Consider the following 25,817-nt stretch of genomic DNA (forward strand, 5'->3'; position numbering starts at 1 on the left):
AGACGGGCGGCGGCGTCGTTTCGCCCCACCATTCCTTCCGTCGTGACCTTCTGCGCGCTAGTGTTCATCTTTGTTGGAACACGTTCGACCGCGTGGAGACGTGGTCGCGGGACCCCGGAGGTACGGCGGATGCTGGCGCGGCAGCGGCAGACGGCCATCCTGGAGCGGGTCCGCAGCGCCGGCGGCGTGCGGGTCACCGAGCTGGCCGCCGAGTTCGGCGTCTCCGACATGACCATCCGGCGGGACCTGGAGACGCTGCACGAGCAGGGTCTCCTCGCCAAGGTGCACGGCGGCGCCACGCTGGCCGGCCCGGGCTCCACCGACGAGCCCGGCTTCCACGCCAAGTTGGTCCGCCAGTCGGCGGAGAAGGCGGCGATCGCCGCCCGCGCCGCCGAGCTGGTCGGCCCCGGCGCCGCGATCGCCCTGTCCGCCGGTACGACCACCGCCGAGCTGGCCCGCCGCCTGGTCGACGTGCCGGGGCTGACCGTGGTGACCAACTCGCTGCCGGTGGCCGAGATCCTGCACGTGGGCGGACGGCCGGACCAGACCGTGGTGCTCACCGGCGGCGTCCGTACGCCCTCCGACGCGCTGGTCGGCCCGCTGGCCGTGGCCGCGATCGGGTCGCTCCACCTGGACCTGCTCTTCCTCGGCGTGCACGGGATCAGCGAACGGGCCGGCTTCACCACGCCGAACCTGATGGAGGCGGACACCGACCGGGCCCTGGTGGCGGCCGCCGACCGGCTGGTCGTCCTCGCCGACCACACCAAATGGGGCACCGTGGGGATCTCCTCCATCGTCGGCCTGGACGCCGCGGACGTGCTGGTCACCGACGACCGGTTGGCGCCGGACGCACGACGGGTACTCGACGAGAAGGTGGGTGAGCTGGTGATCGTGCCGGGCACGGGGCGGCCCACGGGGAAGGCGGCGGAGTGAAGCGTACGCAGATCGAGCTGGCCGACGGCCGTGAGCTGATCTACTTCGACGAGCGGGACGACGCGGTCCGCGACCAGCCGGACCGGCGCGAGCTGCCCCCGCCGCCGCCCGCCTCCCAGCTGCGCTACGACCCGCTCACCGACGAGTGGGTGGCGGTGGCGGTACACCGGCAGACCCGCACCTTCCTGCCCCCGGCCGACCAGTGCCCGCTCTGCCCGTCGACCGCCGACCGGCTCAGCGAGATCCCGGCCCCCGACTACGACGTGGCGGTCTTCGAGAACCGCTTTCCGTCACTGAGCCAGCGGGTGGCCGAGGAGCCGGCGGAGATCACGCCGTTCACCCCGGTCCGGCCGGGGCGCGGCCGGTGCGAGGTGGTCTGCTTCACCGACGACCACAACGCCTCCTTCGCCAGCCTGCCGCCGCGCCGGGTGCGGACCGTGCTGGACGCGCTCGCCGACCGGACCGCCGCGCTCGGCGAGCTGCCCGGGGTGGAGCAGATCTTCCCGTTCGAGAACCGGGGCGTGGAGATCGGCGTGACCCTGCACCACCCGCACGGCCAGATCTACGCGTACCCGTTCGTCACGCCACGGACCCGGTCGCTGCTGACCGCCGCGCGACGGCACGCCGAGCGGACCGGCGGCAACCTCTACGCCGACGTGCTCGCCGCCGAGCGGGCCGCCGGGGAGCGGGTGGTGGCGAGCAACGAGCACTGGACGGCGTACGTCCCGGCGGCCGCCCGGTGGCCGTTCGAGGTGCACGTCGCCCCGCACCGGCCGGTGCCGGACATCCCGGCGCTCGACGACGCCGAGCGGGACGCCTTCGGGCCGCTCTACCTGGACGTGCTGCGCCGCTTCGACGGGCTGTTCGGCCTGCCCATGCCCTACATCGCGGCCTGGCACCAGGCGCCGGTGCGGATCGACCGCGAGCTGGGGCACCTGCACCTGCAGCTGTTCACCATCCGCCGCGCCAAGGACAAGCTGAAGTACCTGGCCGGCTCGGAGTCCGGCATGGGCGTCTTCATCAACGACATCGCCCCTGAACGCGCCGCGGAGCTGCTCCGGGCGGCGTGAGCCGGGGCTTCGCCTCCGTCAGCGGGCCGCCGCCGCTGCACGGGTCCGGGCCGTTACCGCGCAACGTCCACCCGAGTGGGCACAGACAGGGCGCGGGGGGCCCGGGACAGGGCCCCCCGCAGGGAAGGGACGGCTGGCTGTGCGCGACAGCCGGGAAGGCTGGCTGGTCGGCACTCGGGCCGCGAGGCGACCACGGTCAACCTTCCTGGACGAGACTGGCATCACGTCCATTCAGCTCAACGACCCACCAACCCGCCAGTGACGCCCGCCGCGCGGGCCGGGCCCGCTGCGGCGGGCGTGCGGGTCCCCCGGGTACGACGGAGCCCGCCGGCGAATGCCGGCGGGCTCGATCGGTGACGCGGGACGGAATCAGGCGTTGATCTTGCGCGCCAGGTTCTCGTCGAGCGCGTTCATGAACTCGTCGGTGGTCAGCCACGGGGCGTCGCGCGAGATGAGCAGCGCGAGGTCCTTGGTCATCTGGCCGCCCTCGACGGTGTCGACGATGACCTGCTCCAGGGTGTTGGCGAACTCGGTGACCGCCGGGGTGCCATCCAGCTTGCCCCGGTGGGCCAGGCCACGGGTCCAGGCGTAGATCGAGGCGATCGGGTTCGTCGAGGTCTTCTCGCCCTTCTGCCACTGCCGGTAGTGCCGGGTGACCGTGCCGTGCGCGGCCTCGGCCTCGACGGTGCGGCCGTCCGGGGAGAGCAGGACGGAGGTCATCAGGCCGAGCGAGCCGAAGCCCTGCGCGACGGTGTCGGACTGCACGTCACCGTCGTAGTTCTTGCAGGCCCAGACGTAGCCGCCCTCCCACTTGAGCGCGGCGGCGACCATGTCGTCGATCAGCCGGTGCTCGTAGGTGATGCCGGCGGCGTCGAACTCGGCCTTGAACTCGTTCTCGAACACCTCGGCGAAGATGTCCTTGAACCGGCCGTCGTACGCCTTGAGGATGGTGTTCTTGGTGGACAGGTAGACCGGGTAGTTGCGGTCCAGGCCGTAGCGGAACGAGGCGCGGGCGAAGTCCCGGATCGACTCGTCGAAGTTGTACATGCCCATGGCGATGCCGCCGCCGGGGAAGTTGGCGACCTCCATCTCCATCGGGGCGGAGCCGTCGGCCGGGGTGTAGGTGATGGTCACCTTGCCCGGGCCCGGGACCACGAAGTCGGTGGCCTTGTACTGGTCACCGTGGGCGTGCCGGCCGATGATGATCGGCTTGGTCCAGCCGGGGACCAGCCGCGGCACGTTGGACATGATGATCGGCTCGCGGAACACGACGCCGCCGAGGATGTTGCGGATGGTGCCGTTCGGCGACCGCCACATCTTCTTCAGGCCGAACTCCTCGACCCGGGCCTCGTCCGGGGTGATCGTCGCGCACTTGACGCCCACGCCGTGCTGCTTGATGGCGTTGGCGGCGTCGACGGTGACCTGGTCGTCGGTCTCGTCGCGGTGCTGAATCGACAGGTCGTAGTAGTGCAGGTCGACGTCGAGGTAGGGCAGGATCAGCTGCTCCCGGATCTGCTTCCAGATGATCCGGGTCATCTCGTCGCCGTCGATTTCCACGACCGGGTTGTTTACCTTGATCTTCGCCATCGGCCGGCGCTCCTCTCGGGGGACACGTGCTCAAGCAGTACGAGCGTACTGGAAACTGGCCGGGGTGCCCCAGCCGGCCTCGGTCGGCCGGGAATCGGGGTACACGGCGCAGGAGATCACTGGCAGCATCACCGGATGCCACTGAGCCGCACCCTCGGGTCTATCACGGTCACCGCCCTCACGGATGGCGAGGGCCCGTTCTTCCAGCCCCGCGTCGAGGCGTTCCCCGACGCCACGGAGGCGCAGTGGCGCGAGGCCGACCGGCGCGATCCCGCGTCGGTGACCACCGACGGGGAGTGGTGGCTGCAGTTCCGCAGCTTCGCCGTCCGCGGCGACGACGGGTCGGTGACGCTGCTCGACGCCGGCATCGGGCCGGCCGACTCCCTCGCCGCGGGCTGGGCGCCGGTGCCGGGCCGGCTGCCGGCGGAGCTGGCCGCCGCCGGCATCGACCCCGCCGACGTGCGGACCGTGGTGCTGACCCACCTGCACAGCGACCACATCGGCTGGGCGGTGACCGGCGCGCCGGGCCGCCCCTACTTCCCCAACGCCGACTACGTGGTGCAGCGGGCCGAGCTGGAGGCGCTGGAGCTGTTCCACCCCGAGCTGCCGGCCCGGCTGGTCGGCCCGTTGCGCGCCGCCGGCCAGCTCCGGCCGGTCGACGGCGACACCACCCTCACCCCGGCGGTACGCGTGCTGAGCACCCCGGGCCACACCCCCGGCCACCAGTCGGTGCTGGTCGACTCCGGCGACGAGCGCTGCTGCTCACCGGCGACCTGCTGGTGCACGCCATCCAGCTCGTCGACCCCACCCTGGCGTACGCCCACGAGGTGGACCCGGCCACCGCCCGCGCCTCCCGCACCACCCTCCTGCACACCCTCACCACCGCCGGCCGCACCACCCTCGCCACCCCCCACCTCGCCACCCCCTTCACCCCCCTCTGACTCCGCCCCGCCCGGGGTGGGGACGGCGAAGGGGCACGCCGGGGTGCCGGCGTGCCCCTTCGTGGGCTGGGTCGGGTCACATGCTGGCGACGTCGGCCTGCTTGGCGCGGACGGCCTCGGCGGCGGCCATGAGGCTGGCCAGCTCGTCGGCGTCCAGGTCGGTCTCGACGATCCGCCGGATGCCCTCGCGGCCGATCTCGGCCTCGACGCCCAGGTAGACGCCCGAGATGCCGTACTCGCCGTCGACCCAGGCGCAGACCGGCATGATCTCGCCGGAGTCCTCCGCGACGGCCTTGGCCATCCGGGCGGCGGCGGCCGACGGGGCGTAGTACGCCGACCCGGTCTTCAGCAGGGCGACCACCTCGGCGCCACCGTTGCGGGTCTTGACGACCAGCTCCTCGATCTGCTCGGCGGGCATCGCGTCACGCAGCGGCTTGCCGTTGACGGTGCTCTTGGACGGCACCGGGACCATGGTGTCGCCGTGCGAACCGAGGGTGAGGGTCTTGACCGACTTCACCGGTACGTTCAGCGCCTCGGCGACGAAGTTGGTGAACCGGGCGCTGTCCAGCATGCCGGCCTGGCCGAGCACCCGGTTCTTCGGGAACTGGGTGGCGAGCTGGGCCAGCGCGGTCATCTCATCGAGCGGGTTGGAGACGACGATGACGACGGCGTTCGGGGCGTACTTGGCGACGTTCTCGGAGACCTGGCGGACGATCTTGGCGTTGGTCTCCAGCAGGTCCATCCGGCTCATGCCCGGCTTGCGGGGCAGGCCGGCGGTGATGACCACGACGTCGGAGCCCTCGATGGCCTCGTAGCCCTCGCCGTTCGGGCCGGTGGTGACGCCGACGACCGTGGTCTCGAAGCCCTCGACCGCGCGCGACTGGTTGAGGTCCAGCGCGAGACCCGCCGGCTTGCCCTCCACGATGTCGGTGATCACGACGGTGTCGAAGATGTCGTACTCGGCCAGGCGCTGTGCGGTGGTGGAGCCGTAGAAGCCGGCCCCGACGACAGTGACCTTCTTACCCATGGTCGTCCCACTCCCTGATACCAGTCGGTTTTCCGGACCGTATCAGCCATCCTGGCACCGATCCGGCCAGGGGCGGACGGTTATGACGCGCTTGGGCGGAACGACACACCGGCTCGGCGGGCGACCGACGACACCGGCGCCGTCCGCCGGCCGGATCAGCCGCGCTCGGCGCGCTCGACGACGTTGGTCAGCAGCATCGCGCGGGTCATCGGGCCGACGCCGCCCGGCATCGGCACCAGCGCGCCGGCGACCTCGGCCACCTCGGGGTCCACGTCGCCGGTGTAGCGGCCCTTGCCGTCCGCGCCGATCACCCGGGTGATGCCGACGTCGACCACGGTGGCGCCCGGGGTGATCATGTCGGCGGTGAGCAGGCCGGGCACGCCGGCCGCGACGATGACGATGTCGGCCGCCCGGGTGTGCGCGGCGAGGTCCAGGGTGCCGGTGTGGCACAGGGTCACGGTGGCGTTCTCGCTGCGGCGGGTGAGCAGCAGGCCGAGCGGGCGGCCCACCGTGTTGCCCCGGCCCACCAGCGCGACCTTGGCGCCTCGCAGCGCCACGTCGTGCCGGCGGAGCAGCTCGACGATGCCGCGCGGGGTGCAGGGCAGCGGAGCGTCGTAGCCGAGCACGAGGCGGCCCAGGTTGACGGGGTGCAGGCCGTCGGCGTCCTTGTCCGGGTCGATCATCTCCAGCGCGCGCTGGGTGTCGAGGTGGGCCGGGAGCGGCAGCTGGACGATGTAGCCGTGGCAGGCCGGGTCCGCGTTGAGGTCGGTGAGCACCTCGTCGAGCTGGGCCTGGGTGGCGTCGGCGGGCAGCTCCCGCCGGATCGAGGCGATGCCCACCTCGGCGCAGTCCCGGTGCTTGCCGTTGACGTACGCCTGGGAGCCGGGGTCGGCGCCGACCAGGACGGTGCCCAGCCCGGGGGTGACGCCCCGCTCCGCGAGTGCCTTGACCCGCACCCGCAGCTCGTCCTTGATCTCCGCCGCGGTCGCCTTGCCGTCCAGGATCGTCGCCGTCACGCACCGATCGTCTCACGCGCGCCGGCTGCCGGGCCGACGACGGCCAACGGTGACTAACCGTAACGTGGGGATAGTCACTCACAGTTACGAGCTGTGGATCGCATCACATCACGGGACGGACAGGTGATCATCAACCGCCGTAGAGCGGACAGCGGTCACACAAGTTCCCGCCAGCTCCGAGACCGCCCGACAGGCGCTGCCGGGCAACCGAAAAGGCGTCCTTGAGCACGGATTTTGGGCCTCCCCTCTAGCAGAGGATTCGGACGTCGACAAGAGAGGGGTGCCCACTCCGTTACCCCATCGCAACGCTCTCGTTGCCGAAGCCGCTCCGACGACCTACCGTTGCCGATTGTTGCGCAGCGTCACCCAACGCCGGGCCCCGACTGCGCAGCGTGAGGAGATGAGGAGACTCAATGCGAGTTCGTAGGCTTGCTGCCTGGACCGCCCTCCCGCTCGCGGTGACCCTGGGCCTCGCGGCCTGCGGCAGCGGCGGAGGCAGCGGATCCGGCAGCAGCGACCCCAACGCGGCCGTCAGCATCCAGATCAGCGAGCCGCAGCACCTGGTTCCGACGAACACCACCGAGACATCGGGTTCCCAGGTGCTCGCCGGCCTGTTCAGCCCGCTCGTCGACTACGACGCGCAGAACAAGCCGTACGAGGTGGCGGCCCAGTCGGTGACGTCGTCGGACAACAAGGTCTGGACGATCAAGCTGAAGGACGGCTTCACCTTCCACAACGGTGAGAAGGCCACGTCCGAGGACTACATCAACGCGTGGAACTACGGCGCGTACGCCCCCAACGGCCAGGGCGGCAGCTACTTCTTCGAGAAGATCGCCGGCTACCAGGACCTGCAGGGCGAGAAGCCGAAGGCCAAGACGATGTCCGGGCTGAAGAAGGTCGACGACCTCACCTTCACCGTGACGCTGTCCGAGCCGTACATCGACTTCAAGACGATGCTCGGCTACACCGCCTTCTACCCGCTGCCCGAGGCCGCGTTCTCCGCCCCGGGCGTGCTGAAGGACTCGTACGAGCAGGCGCCGATCGGTCAGGGCCCGTTCAAGATGAAGGGCACCTGGCAGCACGACGCCAAGATCGACGTCGAGCGGTACGACGCGTACCCGGGCGAGAAGCCCAAGGTCAAGGGCGTCGAGTTCCGGGTCTACCAGCAGCTCACCGCGGCCTACGCGGACGTGCAGGGGGACAACCTGGACGTCCTCCCGACAATCCCGACCGAGAACCTGAGCACCGCGCCGACCGACCTCGGTGACCGGTACCAGACCAGCCCGATGTCGTCGTTCCAGTTCCTGGCGTTCCCGACGTTCGACAAGAACTTCAGCAACCCGGACGTGCGCAAGGCCATCTCGATGGCGATCGACCGGGACGAGATCACCAAGTCGATCTTCAAGGGTTCGCAGCAGCCGGCCCGCTCGTTCGTCTCGCCGGTGCTGCCGGGCTACCGGGAGAACACCACGGGTGCGGCGGGCGAGTTCAACCCGACCGAGGCCAAGAAGCTGTACCAGGCCGCGGGTGGCCCGTCGAAGATCATCATCTCCTACAACGGCGACGGTGGTCACAAGGACTGGGTCGACGCCACCGCCAACCAGCTGAAGGCCAACCTGGGCGTCGAGGTCGTCGGCTCGGCCGAGCCGAAGTTCGCCGACCTGCTGACCAAGGTCGAGAAGAAGCAGCCGGTGGGTCTGTTCCGGATGGGCTGGGTGATGGACTACCCGTCGATGGAGGACTACCTCGGCCCGCTGTACAGCACCAACGGCTCGTCGAACTACTACGGCTACAGCAACCCGGAGTTCGACAAGCTGGTCAAGGAGGGTTCGGCCGCCAAGACGCAGGACGAGGCGATCGCCAAGTACCAGCAGGCGGAGGACATCCTGGCCAAGGACATGCCGGTGATCCCGCTCCGCTTCGGCGAGAACGTGTTCGGCCACTCGTCCAAGGTCAAGAACGTCGAGATGGACCTGTTCCAGCGGGTCAACCTCGTCAAGATCGAAGCGGCCAGCTGAGCTGACCATGGTGCGGGCCACCCGGGCGACGACGCCCGGGTGGCCCGGACCGCGCTACCCCGGCCGGGCCGCACGCCCGGCGTCGGAGGCGGCGCCGGCCTCCCCCGGGCCGGACGGCACCCGCCCCGGATATTTCCGGTACGACCAGAGATGCCGTCCTGCGACCCTTTCGCACATTTCCGGAGAGACTGCTAAGCATGTTCCGCTACATCTTGCGGCGCCTACTGCAGATGGTCCTCGCGTTCTTCGGGACCACCCTGATCGTTTACGCGCTGATGTTCGCCGGCCAGGGCGACCCCATCCAGGCCCTCGCAGGCGAGCGACCGGTGACGGCGGCCCAGCGGGCATACCTGACCGAGAAGTACCACCTGGACGCCACCGGCGTCGGTGGCTTCTTCTACCGCTACTTCGACTACGTCAAGAGCCTGCTCCAGGGTGACCTCGGCCAGTCGCTGACCGGCCGCCAGATCGGCGACATCCTTCAGGCGGCCTGGCCGGTCACCGTGAAGCTCGCGCTCATTGCGCTCGCCGTGGCGATCATCTTCGGGGTCACCGCCGGGGTCGTCGCCGGCATCCGCCGGGCCAGCATCTTCGACAACTCGACGCTGGTGCTGACCCTGCTCGTGCTGGGCATCCCGACCATCGTGCTGGCGCCGCTCGCGCAGTACTTCCTGGGCGTGAAGTGGCAGCTCTTCCCGCCCACCGCCGGCGCCGAGCCGACGTTCTATGCGCTGCTGCTGCCGGGCATCGTGCTCGGCTCGCTGTCGCTGGCCACCGCGCTGCGGCTGACCCGTACCTCAGTGGCGGAGAACATGCGCGCCGACTACGTCCGGACCGCCCGGTCCAAGGGCCTGGTCAAGCGGCGGATCGTCAGCGTCCACGTGCTGCGCAACTCGCTCATCCCGGTGGTCACCTTCCTCGGTGTGGAGCTGGGCAACCTGATGAGCGGGGCGATCATCACCGAGGGCGTCTTCAACATCCCTGGCGTGGGCTTCAACCTCTTCCGCGGCATCCGCACCGAGGACGGCCCCCTGGTGGTGGGCATCGTCAGCGTGCTGGTCGTGGTCTACCTGGTCTCGAACCTGGTGGTGGACGTCCTGTACGCCGTACTCGACCCGAGGATCCGCTATGAGTGACTTCGAGACGGTGGCGGCGACCGAGAATCAGGCCGCGCGGCGGGGCCCCTCGGGCGAGCCGGGCGCGCCCAACCAGGTCGGCGCGCCGAACAAGCCGCGCAGCCTGGCCGGGGACGCCTGGCGCGACCTGCGCCGCAACCCGATCTTCTGGATCTCGCTGGCACTGGTGGTCATCTTCACCCTGATGGCCGTCGTCCCCGGCGCGTTCACCGCGAACGACCCGCGCGACTGCCTGCTCTCCCGGCAGCACGCCGGGCCGTCCGGTGGGGCCATCTTCGGGTACGACTTTCAGGGCTGCGACACGTACTCCCGCGCGGTCTACGGGACCCGTGCCTCGCTGCTGGTCGGCGCGCTCTCCGCGCTGGGCACCGGGGTGATCGCGCTGGTGGTCGGCATGCTGGCCGGCTACTTCGGCCGCTGGATCGACGCGGTGCTCTCCCGCGTGATCGACGTGGTGCTCGGCATCCCGCTGCTGCTGGCCGCGATCGTGCTGCTCAAGCGGGTGGGCAGCGCCAGCCCGACGGTCCGGATCACCGCGGTGATCTTCGTGCTGGCCATCCTCGGCTGGACCACGGCCGCCCGGGTGGTGCGCTCCTCGGTGATCACCGCGAGGGAGCAGGACTACGTCGCGGCGGCCCGGATGCTCGGCGCCGGCCACGGCCGGATCATGTGGCGGCACATCCTGCCGAACTCGCTGGCCCCGGCCATCGTGGTGCTGACCATCGCGCTCGGCTCGTTCATCGCCGCCGAGGCGACGCTCTCCTTCCTGGGCATCGGTCTCAAGGCGCCGACGATCTCGTGGGGCCAGGACATCGACACCGGCCGGATCCACATGCGGGAGTCGGCGACGCCGCTGATCGTCCCGTCGACCTTCCTCGCGCTGACCGTGCTGGCGTTCATCATGCTCGGCGACGCGATCCGTGACGCCTTCGACCCGAAGCTGCGGTGAGCCACCCATGACCCACTCCACCGTCCAACCCACGCCCGCCTCCGCCACCCCGGAGGGTGGTCACCTGCTCGAGGTACGCGACCTGCACGTCGAGTTCCGCACCCACGAGGGCGTGGCCCGGGTGATCAACGGGGTCTCGTACCACCTGGACGCCGGCGAGACGCTGGCCGTGCTCGGCGAGTCCGGCTCCGGCAAGTCGGTCACCGCCCAGGCGATCATGGGCATCCTCGACACTCCCCCGGCGGTCGTCCGCTCCGGCCAGATCCTGTACCAGGGCCGGGACCTGCTGACGCAGTCGGAGGAGCAGCGCCGGCAGGTACGCGGCAAGGAGATCGCGATGATCTTCCAGGACGCGCTCTCCGCGCTGAACCCGGTCTTCCCGGTCGGCTGGCAGATCGGCGAGACGCTGCGCCAGCGCGAGGGGATGTCCCGGGCCGACGCCCGACGGCGGGCCGTCGAGCTGATGGACCTGGTGAAGATCCCGGCGGCCGCGAGGCGGCTCGGCGACTACCCGCACCAGTTCTCCGGCGGTATGCGGCAGCGCGTCATGATCGCGATGGCGCTGGCGCTGGACCCGAAGGTGCTGATCGCCGACGAGCCGACCACGGCGCTCGACGTCACCGTGCAGGCCCAGATCATGGACCTGCTGGCCGACCTGCGCCGCGACCTCAACATGGCGATGATCCTGATCACCCACGACCTCGGCGTGGTCGCCGGCGTCGCGGACCGGATCGCGGTCATGTACGCCGGCCGGATCGTCGAGCACGCCGACGTCCACTCGCTGTACCGGTCGCCGGCCCACCCGTACACCAAGGGGCTGCTGGAGTCGATCCCGCGGATGGACGTCCGGGGTCAGGCGCTCTCCACCATCAAGGGGCTGCCGCCGAACCTGATGCGGATCCCCTCCGGCTGCCCGTTCCACCCCCGGTGCCCGTACGTGCAGCAGGTCTGCGTGGACGTGGTGCCGCACGACCTGGTCCTCGGCGACGGCCGGACCAGCGCGTGCCACTTCGCGCAGGAGGTCCGTGATGACAGCGCCCGCTAGCCCGACGAAGGTCCGCGGCGAGACGATCCTCTCCGTCGACAACGTGGTGAAGCACTTCCCGATCAGCCAGGGGGTGCTGTTCAAGAAGCAGACCGGGGCGGTCAAGGCCGTCGACGGGGTGAGCTTCGAGCTGCGCCGGGGCGAGACGCTCGGCATCGTCGGCGAGTCCGGCTGCGGCAAGTCGACCCTCGCCCGGCTGCTGATGCGGCTGGAGACGCCGACCGCCGGCCGGGCCACCCTGGAGGGGAAGGACCTCTTCAAGGCCTCCGGCTCCGAGCTGCGCCGGCTGCGCCGCAACATGCAGATGGTGATGCAGGACCCGTACACCTCGCTGAACCCCCGGATGACGGTCGGCGACATCATCGGCGAGCCGTTCGAGATCCACCCGGACGCCGCGCCGAAGGGCAGCAAGCAGAAGCGGGTCCAGGAGCTGCTGGACGTGGTCGGGCTCAACCCCGAGCACCTCAACCGGTACCCGCACCAGTTCTCCGGCGGTCAGCGCCAGCGCATCGGCATCGCCCGGGCGCTCGCCCTGCGGCCGGAGATCATCGTCTGCGACGAGCCGGTCTCGGCCCTGGACGTGTCGATCCAGGCCCAGGTGATCAACCTGCTGGAGCAGCTCCAGGACGAGTTCGGGCTGTCGTACATCTTCATCGCCCACGACCTGTCGGTGGTCCGGCACATCTCCGACCGGGTCGCGGTGATGTACCTCGGCAAGATCGTGGAGATCGGCACCGAGGACGAGATCTACGAGCGGGCCACCCACCCGTACACCCAGGCCCTGCTCTCGGCGGTGCCGGTGCCGGACCCGGACGCCCGCGAGAACCGGAACATGATCCGACTCCACGGCGACGTGCCGAGCCCAGCCGATCCCCCGTCGGGCTGCCGGTTCCGCACCCGCTGCTGGAAGGCCCAGGAGATCTGCGCCAACCAGGAGCCGCACACGGTGCTCCGCGCGGCGGACCCGCACCCCTCGGCCTGTCACTTCGCCGAGGTACGCCCCACTGCGGCCTGACGACCGCCGAGTGGTGCGGTCGTCCCATCCGGGACGGCCACTCCATCGTCAGCGCGGGCGTAAGGGCGGGACGACGCAGCGCGCGTCGGGGCTGGCGGTGACGGTGGATCCGTCCCGGTGGACCTGGGCGGTGAGGCGGGGCGTACCGGCGACCGCCAGCACCCAGGTCGTGACCGGGTGGTCCGGGTAGCCGAGCCGCGCCTCGGCCCATACCGTCGGCCGTCCGTCCACATCTGACAGCTGCCGGGTGAGGTCGGCGAGGGCCGCCTCGACGGTCGTCCCCCGGCTGGGACGGATCGCCCAACTGGCGACCCCGGCGCTCCGGTTGGCCGGCCGGTTCCCACCGTCGATGACGCGCCGGTCTAGCCCAGGGTTGATCCGGGGCGGGACACTGGGGAGATGAGATTGCGTCGATCCGTCCTGGTGCTGGCGGCGCTGGCGGCGCTGGCGGGTTGTGAGCGCGGCGGCCAGCCGGCCGGGAAGCCGTCCGGGGCCGGCCCGAAGTCGCTCGCCACCTCGTCGGCGGGCACCGCCGCTCCGGCCCCGAGCTGTCCGCCGGACAACCGGTACGGCTCCGGGCTGGCCGAGGTCGAAGGCACTCCCGGGGTTTTCTGGGCACTGCTCTTCATCGCGGGCGGAGAGCTCCGAGCAGGCGAGCGAACGAAGGTCGCCTTCCGGATGACGGGCGCCGGCGACCTGACCCTCCATGCCGAGGGGCCGGAGGGCGCCACCACGGAGCCCATGGAGGTCATCGGGCACAGCGGCGGGAGCACCTGGCAGCGCCCCGGGGACGAGTGGGGCAGCCAGTGGACCTTCCCCACGGCCGGATGCTGGACCATCCGGGCGGACCGGACCGACGGCACCCGGGGTGCCGTCACCCTCCACGCCGGCTGAGCCGGCTCCCGGGTACGACCGAGCCCGTTACGCGCCGACACCAGCAGGCCCCGCACCCCGAAACAGGGGACGGGGCCTGCTGGTGTCGGGCCGGCGGCCCGGCCCGGATCGGGAACCGGGCCGGACCGCCGACGTCTCAGAGCTGGGCCAGGTCGAACGCCCAGATGCCGCGGCCGTGGGTGGCCACGTAGACCGCGTTGTCCACCGCGTTGTACTCGACGTCCATGCCGACGGTCAGCGGCAGGCCGGTGCCCAGCCGCTGCCAGTCGGTGGCGCCGGGCGCGCGGTAGAAGGTGGCCAGGTCGGTGGCGAGCACCAGGCCGCCGTTGGCGAGCTGCTTGATCGAACTGGCCGGCACGTCCGGCAGGTTCGCCGAGACGTCCTTCCAGGTCACGCCCGCGTCGGTCGTCTCGTAGACGTGGCCGAAACCGGCGCCCGGACCCTCGGTGAACCGCCGGGAGAACCCGTTGATCGCGAGGAAGGCGTGCGCCGGGTTGGCGGCGTCGACGCCAGCGCCCTGCACGAACCGGTTCGGGAAGTCCGCCGGCAGGGTCAGCTGGTGCCAGCTCGCCGGGTCGTTGACCTTGCCGACCGCGACGCCCCGGGTGAAGCCGGCGTTGTTGCACGGACCGCACCAACCGACGTACGCGGTGCCGCCGGAGACGCCCACCGAGGTGGCGGTGCGGCCGGCGCCCAGGTTGAAGACGTTCGTCCAGCCCTTGCCGTCGGAGATCGCGTAGCCCTTGGTGTTCACCCAGACGTGCTGGCCACCGGCGACCCAGACGTTCCCGTCGGTGGCGTCCGGCGAGAACGGCGCGATGAACCGGGCCGGCTCGTCGCCCGGCGACGAGGTGTACGGCTGGATGTCCCGCGAGGTCGAGGTCTCCGCCGTGCCCGGGCCCGGGTTGGCGTTGCAGTTCTCGGTCACCCGCATGGCCAGGTTGGTGTACTCCTGGACCTGCCGGCAGCCGTTCGCCGGGTCGGCCAGCGAGTCGCCGCCGTCACCGCCGAAGTTCGAGCCCATCACGGTGTCGCCGGCCCGCAGCACCGAGGCGCCGTTGTCCTGGAGACCGCCGGAGACCACGGTGCCGGCCTTGGCCGGGTCCTTGCCCACCGAGACCGAGTAGTACTGGAGGGCGTCGATGGTGCCGTCGTTCAGGCTCTGCCAGTCGGTGGCGTGCCCGTCCTTGTCGGCCTTCCCGTTGATCGGCCGGCGGTAGATGCCGCCGTCGTTGCCGACGTAGACGAAGCCGTTGCCCACCGCGACCGAGTGCTGGTCGGAGTGGGTGGTCTTGTTGCAGGTGTTCTTGGCGTCGTAGATGTTCCAGCAGGAGAAGCCGAAGTTCCAGTACGGCCCGACGGTCTTCCAGTTGGCGCCGCCGTCGGTCGACTCGTAGACCTCCTCCAGGCCCGCCCAGACATGGTTCGGGTTGGCCGGGTCGACCGCGAGGAACTGGTTGTACCAGGCCTGGATGCCCGGACCGTAGCCCTTGCCGATCACGGTCTGCTTGAGCGCGGAGCCGGAGTTGCCGAGCTTGGCCGAGTCGGCGATCTTGCTCCACGGTCCGGCGGGCGAGCCGTTGTTGGAGACGTAGATGCCGTCCAGGTAGCTGTTGACGTTGCCGGCCGGCTTGTTGAGCAACTTCGGCGACTGGTTGATCGCGTACAGCTTGCCGCCGTCGGCGGAGAAGGCGAACGTCACGTAGCCGATGTCGTCGGCCGGGATCGAGCCGGTCGGGTTGACCTTGGTCCAGCCGCCCGCGGTGTAGTCGGCGGTCTCGTAGAAGCCGTTGTAGGTGTCGCCCGACCGCCAGGCCGAGGCCACCACCACATGCTTCGGGTTGCGCGGGTCGTCGGCCACGTCGTTGACGATGTTCTTGTACGCCGCGTTGGCCGTGCCCGCGTCCGCCCCGCCCGGCAGGTAGCTCGGGTTCGGCGCCCACTCGAACTTCCACGCCCCGGACCCGCTGCTCATCGAGTGCGAGTAGAGGCCCCGGTTGGTGGTGGCCCAGACCTTGCCGTCGAAGAAGCGCAGCTTGTTGATGACCGAGCTCTCCAGCTCGGTGCCGCCGACCCGGTTCGCCGCGGTGAACTGACCGGTCTTCGGGTTGGCCAGCCGGTAGACGCCCGCGCCGACGTACGAGGTGGCGCCGGTGTTCGCCTCACCGGTGGCGTACCAGAGCGAGCCGTCGGCGGCGAGCACCACGTCGCCGCTGGACAGGGTGGGCAGCTGGTCGGTGATCGGCGTCCAGCTCCCGCCGCCGATCGAGGACCGCCACACGCCGCCGTCCGCCCCGGCCGCGTAGACGTAGCCGCTGTTGTCGGCCGCGAGGCCGGTGATCCGGCCGGTCTGCAGGCCGGCGCCTCCGGAGGAGTTGGAGGCGTAGTCCCGGTAGCGCGGGTCGTCACCGTCATACTTGATCTTGGTGACCTCGCGCCAGCTGCCCTTGGTGACCGGCATGCTGCCCAGCTGGCTGAACGCGTTGGCGTACGCGCCCGGCGCGACGACGCCCGGCGCGGAGCGGGCCTGGGCGAACTGCTCGGCGATGACCCGGGCCTCGAAGGCCTCCTCGCCGGCTTCCTCGGACTCCTCACCGGCCGCCATCTCGGCGAACTCCCGGGCGTGCCAGGGCAGGTTGGCGCCGGGCTCCTGGGCGAGGCCGAGGGCCTCCAGTACCTCGTGGTTGGTGGCGGCGACGCCACCGAGCGCGGCGGTCAGCACCAGCGCGCCCGCGATTGTCGCCGGCTTGCGCCAGCGGGATTTCGACATGTGAATCCTCCAGGATTCAGGGAGTTCCCGGGCGGGGTGGCCCGGGAGGGAGACCGTGGCGGCGGATGGCGCGGCCACGGTGTGCGGTCTGGTGATCGGACGGGCAGCGTCCGAATTCGACCCTCGTCGCGGTGCGGCGTCCGCATCGGCCGACGGGTCACGGCCGCGTCGGGCCCGGCAGGACCGGGGCGCGGGGAGGGTCAGGCGGTGGCGGGTGGCGCCCGGGTGGGCAGGACGCCCCGGGGCGGCAGCGGCACGACCGGCGGTCGGTAGCGGATCGCGGCGAGGACGGCGACCGTCGTGCCGTCGACCCGCAGGGGCGCGCCGAGGAGGAGATCGTCCGGTCCGTCGGCCTGGCCGACGCCGGCGCGGTGGTCATCACAGGGCCCGCCGGGAACCTCCGCCCGCAGCTCCGACGGAGTGTCGGGGTGCGCGTGGCGCGCCCCGACGACCCGGGGGTCGCCGGACGGCGGGGCGGCAGGGTGCGGCGTGGTGACCGGGGCGACGACGCACCGTACGTCAGGACGGACGACGTGCGACGCGTCGTGGACGATCGACCGGTGCGCGGCGGTGACCACCGCGCCGGGCAGCTGGGTCTCCGCGCAGGCCGGCGCACCCAGACCGGCCAGGACGAACGCCAGCGCGACGACGACGGCGTTCAACCGGTCGCACACGCGCATGGGCCAACCTGCCAGGACGAGGGATGTCGGACGCCGCTCGGGCGGGCGGCCGAGGGCCGCGGGCGGGAGACGGGTGGCGAGGAGAACGGGGAGGGTCGATCGTTGCTGCCGGGATCACGCTAGCAACACCAATTGACCACCGGCAACGGTTCGTCGGTCGCACTTTCGGCTGGTCAGCGCGGCGGCGGGTGGAGCGCTCCCGAGTGGAGGCTCAACGCGGACAGCGGGGGCGGCCCACCGGCCGCGCCCCGCTGTCCGCGATGGATCAGTGGAAGAAGTGCCGGGTGCCGGTGAGGTACATGGTCACGCCGGCCTCCTTGCAGGCCGCGATGACCTCCTCGTCGCGGATCGAGCCACCGGGCTGGACGATCGCCCGGACACCCGCCTCGATGAGGATCTTCGGCCCGTCGGCGAACGGGAAGAACGCGTCCGAGGCGCAGACCGACCCGCGGGCCCGGTCCGCCCCGGCCCGGCCGACCGCGAGCTGCGCGGAGTCGACCCGGTTCACCTGGCCCATGCCCACGCCGACGGTCGCGCCGTCCCTGGCCAGCAGGATCGCGTTGCTCTTCACCGCGCGGACCGCCCGCCAGGCGAAGGCGAGGTCCCGCAGGGTCGCCTCGTCAGCGGCCTCGCCGGTGGCGAGCCGCCAGTTCGCCGGGTCGTCGCCCTCGGCGTCGATCTTGTCCCGGAGCTGTACCAGGACGCCGCCGGTGACCTGCCGCCACTCGGCGGGCAACGGGTTGAAGGCGGGGGCCCGGAGCAGCCGGATGTTCTTCTTGCCCTGGAGGATCTCGACCGCGCCCTCGTCGAACCCGGGCGCCACCAGCACCTCGGTGAAGATCTCCGAGACCTGCCGGGCCAGCTCCACGCTCACCGGGCGGTTCACCGCGATCACCCCGCCGTACGCCGACACCGGGTCGCAGGCATGCGCCCTCCGGTGCGCCTCGGCGACGTCCGCGCCGACCGCGATGCCGCACGGGTTGGCGTGCTTGATGATCGCCACCGCCGGCTGGTCGGGGAAGTCGTTCGCGGCCCGCCAGGCGGCGTCCGCGTCGACGTAGTTGTTGTAGGACATCTCCTTGCCGTGCAGCTGCTCGGCCTGGGCCAGGCCGGCGGGGCTGGCCGGGTCGGCGTAGAGGGCGGCCGCCTGGTGCGGGTTCTCGCCGTACCGCAGCACCGCCTGCCGGCTCAGCGCCAGCCCGGCGAACTCCGGCCACCCGTCGGCGGCCGGGGCCAGGGTCGCGGCGAACCACTCGGCGACCGCCACGTCGTAGTCGGCGATGGCCGCGAAGGCGCGGGCCGCCAGGGCCTTGCGCTGGGCCAGCGTGAAGCCACCCTCGCGGAGGGCGGCCAGCAGCGCCGGGTACGCCGCCGGGTCGGTCACCACGGCGACCGAGGCGTGGTTCTTGGCGGCGGCCCGGACCATCGCCGGCCCGCCGATGTCGATCTGCTCGACGCACTCGTCCGGGCTGGCGCCGGAGGCGACGGTGGCCTGGAACGGGTAGAGGTTGGAGACCAGCAGGTCGATCCCGGCGATGCCGTGCTCGTCGAGCTGGGCGGCGTGCGCGTCCTTGCGCAGGTCGGCGAGGAGGCCGCCGTGGATCTTCGGGTGCAGGGTCTTCACCCGGCCGTCGAGGATCTCCGGGAAGCCGGTCACCTGCTCCACCGGGGTCACCGGCACGCCCGCGCCGGCGATCGTCGACGCGGTGCTGCCGGTCGAGACGATCTCCACCCCGGCGTCGTGCAGAGCCCGGGCCAACTCGACCAGGCCGGTCTTGTCGTAGACGCTGACCAGCGCCCGCCGGATCGGGCGGCGCTCGTCCTGAGTGGAGCTCACGGCACGGTGACCTTTCTTCCGGTGATCGTCCAACCTTCGCGGACCAGCCGGCCGACCTGCTCGACGAGCTGGCGCCGCTCGGCTTCCTTGATGCGCTCGGTGAGCGTCTCCTCGTCGTCGTCGTCCAGCACCGGCACGGCGACCTGCGCGACGATCGGGCCGGTGTCCATCCCGGCGTCGACGAAGAAGAGGGTGGCCCCGGTGACCTTCACGCCGTAGGCGAGGGCGTCCCGGGGACCGTGGATGCCGGGGAACGCCGGCAGCAGGGTGTTGTGCGTGTTGAGGTAGCGGTCGCCGAACGCGGCCAGGAAGTGCGGGCCGACGAGCTTCAGGAAGCCGGCGCTGATGACCAGGTCGGGCCGGTGCTCCGCGACGTGCGCGGTCAGCGCCTTGTCCCAGTCCTCCCGGCTCGGGTGGTCCTGCACCCGGTCGACGAAGGTCGGCACCCCGGCCGCGGCGGCCCGGTCCAGGCCCGCGATCCCGTCCCGGTCGGCGCCGACGGCGACCACCCGGGCCCCGTACGCGGGGTCGACGGCGGCGTCCAGCAGCGCCTGGAGGTTGCTGCCGGAGCCGGAGACGAGGACGACGAGGCGGGCGACGGACGCGGGCTCGGTCACGCGGCAACCCTATCGGGCAGGTCAGGGCGTCCAGCGCTCGGGCAGCGCCGCTTCGGGTGATCACCCGGATGGCGCGGGCACGATACGCTGCCGGTCGCTTCGGTGCCCGGCGTACGCCCGGCTCCGCACCCGTCAGTGAACCGGCACCCCGGCGGTGCCGATGGACCGAGGAGTACGCCCGCCATGCAGCCTGGTTACCCGCAGCAGCCGCCGCCGCAGATCGACAACAACATGACGATGTCGATCGTCTCGATCTTCCTGTTCTGGCCGTTGGCCATCCCGGCCATCATCAACGCGTCCAAGGTGAACCCGCTGCTCCAGCAGGGCGACTACGCGGGCGCCCAGGCGGCCGCCGCCGAGTCGAAGAAGTGGTCGAAGCTGGCCCTCATCATCGGCATCATCTGGATCGCCCTGACGGTCGTGTGCTGTCTCGCTCTGGGCGTCGGCGGAATGATGAGCGGCAGCAGCACGAACTGACGACCGCCGACCCCCAGCCTGAGGAGCACCCAGTAATGCAGCCCGGTAACCCCGGTCAGGACCCGTACGGCCAGCAGCCGCCGCAGGATCCGACCGCACCGCAGTACCAGGACCCGTACGCGCCGCCCCCGCAGTACGGGCAGCAGCCGCCGGCCGGCCAGCCCTACGGCCAGCCGCAGGACCCGTACGCCCAGCCGCAGGCGCCGCAGTACGGGCAGCAGCCGACCTCCGGCCAGCCCTACGGCCAGCCCACCTCCGGCAAGCCCTACGGCCAGCCCACCTCCGGCCAGCCCTACGGCCAGCCGACGTCGGGACAGCCGTACGGGCAGCAGCCGTACCAGGACCCCTACGGCCAGCAGCCGCCCTACGGCGCCGCGCCGACGTACCCGAACGCCGGCTACCCGATGCCGCAGGGGCAGAACAACACGCTCGGCCTGATCGGCATGATCGCCGGTATCGCGTCCATCGTGCTCGGTCTCTGCTGCCCCGGGCTCGGCATCCCGGCCGGCATCGCCGGCGTGGTGCTCGGCGTGCTCGGCCAGAAGAAGGCCCAGCAGGGCGAGGCGAGCAACGCGGGCCAGGCCAGGGCGGGCCTGATCTGCGGCGGGATCGGCGTGGTGCTCGGCATCATCAACGCCTTCGCCGGTGCCATGATCAACTGGAACAACTTCTCCTGACCCGGCTCGGCGAGGGGCGTCCGGATCCGTCCGGGCGCCCCTCGCCCTATCCGGAGCGCGCCGGCAGCGCGGTCGGCATCGGGCGACCGCAGACGCCGTACGGCGATCAGGGCCGGGCGGCGGGCGCGGGGCGGCGCGGGGCCGGTTCGGGGCCGGCCGAGCGGGCGAGGAACTTGGTGGCGGCGGCGCCGAGCAGTGCGCCGGCGGCGACGACCACGGTGGCCACCGCGGCCACCTGCCAGGGCACCGGGCCGATCTCGGCCAGCCGACCACCGCCGAGCGGCCCGCCGGAGGCGGCCGCGGCCCCGCCGAGCAGCAGGCCGGCGACCGGTCCGGCGAGCGCCGCCGGCACCAGCAGCGGCCCCCAGCCGACCACCACGCGGTCCTCGGCGGCCAGCCGCAGCAGCCGCCGCGCGAGCAGCCAGCCGGCGGCCATCCCGGCCAGCACGGGCACCGCGAGCAGGCCGGCGCCGAGCCCGTCGACCGGCCCGCGCGGCAGTCCGGCCAGCAGCGGTACGGCCGGCAGTGCGCCGACGGAGACCTCGCTGGTCCGCACCGCCGTGTCGGTGCCGACGGCGAACCCGGGGCCGAGCAGGTAGGCGGCCGACCAGACGGTGGCGTTCGGCGCGTACGCGAGGCTGACCAGGGTGATGCCCGCCTGACCGGCCACCCCGGTCCGGTACGCCCCGATCATGTCGGCGGCGTCGCCGCCCCCGGTCGCCACCGACAGGCCGGCCGCCCCGGCGCCCGCCCCGAGCAGCAACAGCCCGGCGACCAGCCCGGTCCGGACCCCGTCCCGCAACGGCGGCGGGGACCGCCGGGCCAGCAGCGCCGACACGCCGGTGGTGCGCAGCGCGCCGACCAGCGCCGAGAGCGCGCCGAAGACCGCGAAGGTGACCGCTGCCCGGACCGGGGAGACCCGCGGGCCGCCCGCGCCGACGACGACCGCGGCGAGGGCGCCGAGCAGCGCGTACCCGATGCCGACCGAGACCGCGACGGTGAGCGCCTGCCGCGGCGAGCGACCGGCGCGGGCGCCGATGGCTCGGCTGACGTGCACCCCGGCCCGGGTCAACCGCCAGACCGCCAGCGCGCCCAGCGCCAGCGGCGCCAGGCCGAGCGGGCCGGCGGGGGTCTCCAGCGGCACCCCGTGGCCGAGCAGCCAGCCGGCCAGCCCGGTGCGCAGCGCGCCCGGCAGCGAGCCGGCGTCCTCGCTGAGCTGGGCCAGGCCCAGCACGACGGTGACCGGCAGCCAGGACGTGAGAGCCGCCCACCCGGCCGCCACGCCGGCGGCGACGGGCAGCGGCGCGCGGCCGCGCGGCGCCTCCGCCGACCGGGGCGCGGGCACCCGGGACGCCGGCCGGGCGCGGCCGGGCGGCCGGGTGTCGGCGGCGACTCCGGCGGCGGGACGGCGAGGCTGGTCAGGGGTGACGGGTGACATCGGCTCTACTCTGGCATGCCGCACGTGCGGCGGCAGTCCGATACCGCCCCCGGAGGGCGGCGAGTTCCGTGATCCACCGGCTTGCCGGCCCCGATCCGGTTTAGCCTCGGCCCAGGACGCGACCTTTCCTGTCGCGGCACCGACCGCTCGGAGGAAGCCGTGAACGCTCCCTATCCGCCGCCGCCACCACCGCCGGCCGCCGGCCGGGACCGCACCACCCTGTGGGGGGTACTGGGCATCGTCCTCGGCCTGATCTGCTGCGGCATCCTCGGCATCGTCTTCGGCTGGCTCTCGATCCGGGACGCGAAGCGGTTCGGCAAGTCCCCGGTGCTCGGCTACCTGGCCATCGCGTTCGGCGTGATCAACCTCATCGGCAGCGCGATCTGGCGGGCCAGCGGCCGCGACCTGTACTGGTACAGGTGAGGGGGCCGACCGTCACCGGTCGACCCCCTCCACACGTCACGTACGGCTCAGCCGGCGGACATGATCTCCCGCATCAGCTTGGCGGTCTCGGTCGGGGTCTTGCCGACCTTCACGCCGACGGCCTCCAGGGCCTCCTTCTTCGCCTCGGCGGTGCCCGCCGAGCCGGAGATGATCGCGCCGGCGTGACCCATGGTCTTGCCGGGCGGCGCGGTGAAGCCGGCGATGTAGCCGACCACCGGCTTGGTGACGTTGGCCTTGATGAACTCGGCGGCCCGCTCCTCCGCGTCGCCACCGATCTCACCGATCATCACGATGGCGTCGGTCTCCGGGTCCGCCTCGAACGCGGCCAGGGCGTCGATGTGGGTGGTCCCGATGATCGGGTCGCCGCCGATGCCCACGCAGCTCGAGAAGCCGATGTCGCGCAGCTCGTACATCATCTGGTAGGTCAGCGTGCCGCTCTTGCTGACCAGGCCGATCCGGCCGGTGCCGGTGATGTCGGCCGGGATGATGCCGGCGTTGGAGGCGCCCGGCGAGGCGATGCCCGGGCAGTTCGGCCCGATGATCCGGGTCCGCTCGCCCTTTGCCACGTTGTACGCCCAGAAGGCGGCGGTGTCGTGCACCGGGACGCCCTCGGTGATCACCACGGCCAGGTCGATGCCGGCGTCGATCGCCTCGACGACGGCGCCCTTGGTGAACTGCGGCGGCACGAAGATGACCGTGACGTCGGCCCCGGTCTCCTTCATGGCGTCCGCGACGGACGCGAAGACCGGCAGCTCGGTGCCGTCGAAGTCGACCTTCTGACCCGCCTTGCGCGGGTTGACGCCGCCGACCACGTTGGTGCCGGCGGCGAGCATCCGCCGGGTGTGCTTCGAACCCTCGGAACCGGTCATCCCCTGCACGATGACCTTGGAGTCCTTGGTCAGCCAGATAGCCATGATCAGACCCCCGCAGCTGCCAGCTCGGCGGCCCGCTCGGCCGCGCCGTCCATGGTGTCCACCCGCTGCACGAGCGGGTTGTTCGCGCCGTCGAGGATCGCCCGACCGGCCTCGGCGTTGTTGCCGTCGAGGCGGACGACGAGCGGCTTGGTGACCTTCTCGCCCCGCTGCTCGAGCAGGCCCAGCGCCTGGATGATGCCGTTGGCGACCTCGTCGCAGGCGGTGATGCCGCCGAAGACGTTCACGAAGACGCTCTTCACCGACGGGTCGGAGAGGACGATCTCGAGGCCGTTCGCCATCACCGCGGCGCTCGCGCCACCGCCGATGTCGAGGAAGTTCGCCGGCTTGACGCCGCCGTGCCGCTCACCGGCGTACGCGACCACGTCGAGGGTGGACATGACCAGACCCGCGCCGTTGCCGATGATGCCGACCTCGCCGTCGAGCTTGACGTAGTTGAGGTCCTTCTCCTTGGCGGCCTGCTCCAGCGGGTCCACCGAGGCCTGGTCGACCAGGGCCTCGTGGTCCGGGTGCCGGAACGCGGCGTTCTCGTCCAGGGTGATCTTGGCGTCGAGCAGCAGCAGCTTGCCGTCCGCGTTCTTGGCCAGCGGGTTCACCTCGACCAGCGTGGCGTCCTCGGCGACGAACGCCTGCCACAGCTTGACCGCGACGTCGACGACCTGGTCGGCGACCTCGGCCGGGAAGCCGGCGGCGGCCACGATCTCGCGGGCCTTCGCCTCGTCCACGCCGGTGTTGGCGTCGATCGGGGCCTTGACCACCTTCTCCGGGGTCTCGGCGGCCACCTGCTCGATGTCCATACCGCCGGCGACGCTGGCGATGCAGAGGAAGGTGCGGTTCGCCCGGTCGAGCAGGTACGAGAAGTAGTACTCCTCGGCCACGTCCGCGGTCACGGTGATCATGACCTTGTGGACCGTGTGACCCTTGATGTCCATGCCGAGGATGTCGGTGGCGCGGGCCACCGTCTCCTCCGCGCCCTCGGCCAGCTTCACGCCGCCGGCCTTGCCTCGGCCGCCGACCTTCACCTGCGCCTTGACGACCACCCGACCGCCGAGGCGTTCGGCGATCGCGCGGGCCTCCTCCGGGGTAGTGGCGACGCCGCCGGCGAGCACGGGCAACCCGTGCCGCTCGAACAGGTCCCGCCCCTGGTACTCGTACAGGTCCACGATTGCGCGTCCCGTCCCGTCTCCGCGGCGCGCCGTCGCGCCGCCACCAGCTTCGGAAAATCAGTTTGACGCCTGTCATCAGATGAGACAGGTCATTTGCCGCAGCCTAACGAGATGGGAACCAGGGGCAACCGAGCGGGTGCGGGGTGTGCGGTAATGCACAGCCGCCGGCCCGACCGGTCAGGCCACCCGGCAGCGGCCGGCCGAGCAGCGGACCACCGCCGCCATGATCTCCTGCTCCGACCGGTCGGCGAAGTTGACCGTGGCGGTGAACCCGGTGCCGAAGAACGCCTGCTGCATCCCCGTGTCGAGCGCGGTGAAGGCGCCCAGGTCACCGCCGGCCCGCGGGTCGCGCGCGCGTACGCAGAGCATCTTCTCCAGCCCCCAGCGCCGCCGGTAGATCTGGTCGATCGCCTCCCACGGCAGCCAGATCGCCTGACCCCGGGTCGGCCGGGTCTTGATCCAGAGCCCGGCCGGCCCCACCGCGAGCACCGGACCACCGGACGAGACCAGCCAGAGCTGGAGACCGACCACCAGGGCGAAGAAGAACATGATCAGCGGTACGGCGAGCAGGATCTCCGCGCCGCCGTTCTCGGACGACGCGGCCAGCCCCATCGGGCAGGCGATCACCAGCCCGATCAGCACGGTCAGACCGCCCAGGGCCAGCGCCCGCTTGCGCAGACTCGGCCGGGCGATGAAGGGCTGGTCGTCCGGGATCCGCTTCGCCCGTCGCGCCGCCGGCGGCTGCCAGGGCGGCGGCACCTGCGCCGGGCCGCCCGGCGGCGGCCAGCCACCACCGCCGTACGCCTGCGGCGGCCCCGACCATCCACCACCCGGCCCGCCCGGATACCCGTGCTGCGGCGGCCCCGACCAACCCGGCCCGGCCGGCTGCCCCTGCTGCGGCCAGCCGGCGACCGGTGGGGTCGGCGGCTGCCCTTCGGCGGGGTTCGGCTGCGGGTGCGGCGGCTGATTCACGGCGGGCTCCCGGCGGGCTCATCGACCGCGGAACGCGGTGCGGGGAGCCACAGGGTACGGCCCGCACCGCGACGGGGAGGCCAGGCCCCCGGCAGCCGTAGCGCGAACGCTCCCGGACCTCCGCCGCCCCCTGATCAACTTCATGTCGATCAACCCCGGACCGGGCTCGAACCTGG

At 71.9% G+C, this 25,817-nt stretch carries 24 protein-coding genes and 1 pseudogene; 13 read left to right on the forward strand and 12 right to left on the reverse strand.

Features of this window, described 5'->3' with window-relative positions:
* Positions 1–129: 129 nt before the first annotated feature.
* Positions 130–933, forward strand: a complete 804-nt coding sequence (locus tag ACTWO6_RS28695; protein ID WP_446216840.1) for a DeoR/GlpR family DNA-binding transcription regulator — start codon at positions 130–132, stop codon at positions 931–933.
* Positions 930–2,003: a galactose-1-phosphate uridylyltransferase gene (galT, locus tag ACTWO6_RS28700; protein ID WP_446216841.1), complete on the forward strand. Its 1,074-nt coding sequence runs from the start codon at positions 930–932 to the stop codon at positions 2,001–2,003. The genes ACTWO6_RS28695 and galT overlap by 4 nt, the downstream gene beginning before the upstream one ends.
* 369 nt (positions 2,004–2,372) lie before the next feature.
* On the opposite strand, the gene ACTWO6_RS28705 is transcribed toward galT, so the two are convergent.
* Positions 2,373–3,590 (reverse strand): NADP-dependent isocitrate dehydrogenase, encoded by a 1,218-nt coding sequence (locus tag ACTWO6_RS28705; RefSeq protein ID WP_130339886.1) that lies wholly within the window; start codon positions 3,588–3,590, stop codon positions 2,373–2,375.
* A 135-nt stretch (positions 3,591–3,725) separates the two neighbouring features.
* Between ACTWO6_RS28705 and ACTWO6_RS28710 the strand changes: the two are divergent.
* Together ACTWO6_RS28710 and ACTWO6_RS28715 are read left to right on the forward strand one after the other, a co-directional pair.
* Positions 3,726–4,289: pseudogene (locus tag ACTWO6_RS28710) on the forward strand (MBL fold metallo-hydrolase); the annotation flags it as partial.
* 80 nt (positions 4,290–4,369) lie between these two features.
* Positions 4,370–4,531 (forward strand): hypothetical protein, encoded by a 162-nt coding sequence (locus ACTWO6_RS28715; protein ID WP_446216842.1) that lies wholly within the window; start codon positions 4,370–4,372, stop codon positions 4,529–4,531.
* 76 nt (positions 4,532–4,607) lie between these two features.
* Here ACTWO6_RS28715 and ACTWO6_RS28720 read toward each other — a convergent pair whose 3' ends face one another.
* Both ACTWO6_RS28720 and ACTWO6_RS28725 read right to left on the reverse strand, forming a co-directional pair.
* Entirely contained in the window at positions 4,608–5,558 is a 951-nt protein-coding gene (locus ACTWO6_RS28720) for a malate dehydrogenase (RefSeq protein WP_446216843.1), read from the reverse strand.
* A gap of 155 nt (positions 5,559–5,713) precedes the next feature.
* Positions 5,714–6,574 (reverse strand): bifunctional methylenetetrahydrofolate dehydrogenase/methenyltetrahydrofolate cyclohydrolase, encoded by an 861-nt coding sequence (locus ACTWO6_RS28725; RefSeq protein WP_130339892.1) that lies wholly within the window; start codon positions 6,572–6,574, stop codon positions 5,714–5,716.
* A gap of 413 nt (positions 6,575–6,987) precedes the next feature.
* Between ACTWO6_RS28725 and ACTWO6_RS28730 the strand changes: the two genes are divergently transcribed.
* The 5 genes from ACTWO6_RS28730 (at position 6,988) to ACTWO6_RS28750 (ending at position 12,737) form a co-directional block, all read left to right on the forward strand.
* Positions 6,988–8,592, forward strand: coding sequence for a peptide ABC transporter substrate-binding protein (locus tag ACTWO6_RS28730; RefSeq protein ID WP_446216844.1), 1,605 nt, complete (start codon positions 6,988–6,990; stop codon positions 8,590–8,592).
* Positions 8,593–8,789: 197 nt separating this feature from the next.
* Positions 8,790–9,728, forward strand: a complete 939-nt coding sequence (locus ACTWO6_RS28735) for an ABC transporter permease (RefSeq protein ID WP_446216845.1) — start codon at positions 8,790–8,792, stop codon at positions 9,726–9,728.
* Positions 9,721–10,677 carry an ABC transporter permease gene (locus ACTWO6_RS28740; protein WP_446216846.1) on the forward strand — a complete coding sequence of 319 codons (957 nt, stop codon included), beginning with the start codon at positions 9,721–9,723 and terminating at the stop codon, positions 10,675–10,677. Before ACTWO6_RS28735 ends, ACTWO6_RS28740 begins: the two co-directional genes overlap by 8 nt.
* Positions 10,678–10,684: 7 nt before the next feature.
* Complete coding sequence (locus ACTWO6_RS28745) at positions 10,685–11,722, forward strand: ABC transporter ATP-binding protein (RefSeq protein ID WP_446216847.1); 1,038 nt, start codon at positions 10,685–10,687, stop codon at positions 11,720–11,722.
* Positions 11,706–12,737 carry an ABC transporter ATP-binding protein gene (locus ACTWO6_RS28750; RefSeq protein ID WP_446216848.1) on the forward strand — a complete coding sequence of 344 codons (1,032 nt, stop codon included), beginning with the start codon at positions 11,706–11,708 and terminating at the stop codon, positions 12,735–12,737. Before ACTWO6_RS28745 ends, ACTWO6_RS28750 begins: the two co-directional genes overlap by 17 nt.
* Before the next feature lie 48 nt (positions 12,738–12,785).
* Here the strand turns inward: ACTWO6_RS28750 and ACTWO6_RS28755 are convergent, their stop codons facing one another.
* Complete coding sequence (locus tag ACTWO6_RS28755) at positions 12,786–12,968, reverse strand: hypothetical protein (protein ID WP_446216849.1); 183 nt, start codon at positions 12,966–12,968, stop codon at positions 12,786–12,788.
* 168 nt (positions 12,969–13,136) lie between these two features.
* On the opposite strand from ACTWO6_RS28755, the gene ACTWO6_RS28760 reads away from it, so the two are divergent.
* Positions 13,137–13,631, forward strand: coding sequence for a hypothetical protein (locus ACTWO6_RS28760; RefSeq protein ID WP_446216850.1), 495 nt, complete (start codon positions 13,137–13,139; stop codon positions 13,629–13,631).
* A 136-nt stretch (positions 13,632–13,767) separates the two neighbouring features.
* Here ACTWO6_RS28760 and ACTWO6_RS28765 read toward each other — a convergent pair whose 3' ends face one another.
* The 4 genes from ACTWO6_RS28765 to purN all read right to left on the reverse strand — a co-directional run bounded on the left by ACTWO6_RS28765 (position 13,768) and on the right by purN (position 19,535).
* A complete protein-coding gene (locus tag ACTWO6_RS28765; protein WP_446216851.1) occupies positions 13,768–16,401 on the reverse strand; it encodes a glycosyl hydrolase in 2,634 nt (877 codons plus the stop codon).
* Between the two features lie 200 nt (positions 16,402–16,601).
* Positions 16,602–17,081: a hypothetical protein gene (locus ACTWO6_RS28770; RefSeq protein ID WP_446216852.1), complete on the reverse strand. Its 480-nt coding sequence runs from the start codon at positions 17,079–17,081 to the stop codon at positions 16,602–16,604.
* A gap of 265 nt (positions 17,082–17,346) precedes the next feature.
* Positions 17,347–18,918, reverse strand: a complete 1,572-nt coding sequence (purH, locus tag ACTWO6_RS28775) for a bifunctional phosphoribosylaminoimidazolecarboxamide formyltransferase/IMP cyclohydrolase (RefSeq protein ID WP_446216853.1) — start codon at positions 18,916–18,918, stop codon at positions 17,347–17,349.
* The gene (gene purN, locus ACTWO6_RS28780; RefSeq protein ID WP_446216854.1) at positions 18,915–19,535 is read right to left on the reverse strand and encodes a phosphoribosylglycinamide formyltransferase; all 621 of its coding nucleotides are present in this window, start codon (positions 19,533–19,535) and stop codon (positions 18,915–18,917) included. Before purN ends, purH begins: the two co-directional genes overlap by 4 nt.
* Before the next feature lie 183 nt (positions 19,536–19,718).
* On the opposite strand from purN, the gene ACTWO6_RS28785 reads away from it, so the two are divergent.
* Together ACTWO6_RS28785 and ACTWO6_RS28790 are read left to right on the forward strand one after the other, a co-directional pair.
* Positions 19,719–20,012 (forward strand): CD225/dispanin family protein, encoded by a 294-nt coding sequence (locus tag ACTWO6_RS28785; RefSeq protein ID WP_446216855.1) that lies wholly within the window; start codon positions 19,719–19,721, stop codon positions 20,010–20,012.
* 35 nt (positions 20,013–20,047) lie between these two features.
* Positions 20,048–20,689 (forward strand): DUF4190 domain-containing protein, encoded by a 642-nt coding sequence (locus ACTWO6_RS28790; RefSeq protein WP_446216856.1) that lies wholly within the window; start codon positions 20,048–20,050, stop codon positions 20,687–20,689.
* Between the two features lie 106 nt (positions 20,690–20,795).
* Here the strand turns inward: ACTWO6_RS28790 and ACTWO6_RS28795 are convergent, their stop codons facing one another.
* Entirely contained in the window at positions 20,796–22,127 is a 1,332-nt protein-coding gene (locus ACTWO6_RS28795) for a cell division protein PerM (protein WP_446216857.1), read from the reverse strand.
* Between the two features lie 159 nt (positions 22,128–22,286).
* Between ACTWO6_RS28795 and ACTWO6_RS28800 the strand changes: the two genes are divergently transcribed.
* Positions 22,287–22,550: a DUF4190 domain-containing protein gene (locus tag ACTWO6_RS28800; protein ID WP_130339918.1), complete on the forward strand. Its 264-nt coding sequence runs from the start codon at positions 22,287–22,289 to the stop codon at positions 22,548–22,550.
* 47 nt (positions 22,551–22,597) lie between these two features.
* Here the strand turns inward: ACTWO6_RS28800 and sucD are convergent, their stop codons facing one another.
* The 3 genes from sucD to ACTWO6_RS28815 form a co-directional block, all read right to left on the reverse strand.
* Entirely contained in the window at positions 22,598–23,485 is an 888-nt protein-coding gene (gene sucD, locus ACTWO6_RS28805; protein ID WP_446216858.1) for a succinate--CoA ligase subunit alpha, read from the reverse strand.
* Positions 23,486–23,487: 2 nt separating this feature from the next.
* Complete coding sequence (gene sucC / locus ACTWO6_RS28810) at positions 23,488–24,666, reverse strand: ADP-forming succinate--CoA ligase subunit beta (protein WP_446216859.1); 1,179 nt, start codon at positions 24,664–24,666, stop codon at positions 23,488–23,490.
* A 180-nt stretch (positions 24,667–24,846) separates the two neighbouring features.
* Positions 24,847–25,641 carry a hypothetical protein gene (locus ACTWO6_RS28815; protein WP_446216860.1) on the reverse strand — a complete coding sequence of 265 codons (795 nt, stop codon included), beginning with the start codon at positions 25,639–25,641 and terminating at the stop codon, positions 24,847–24,849.
* Between the last annotated feature and the right edge of the window lie 176 nt (positions 25,642–25,817).

Source organism: Micromonospora sp. IBHARD004 (genome assembly GCF_052814115.1).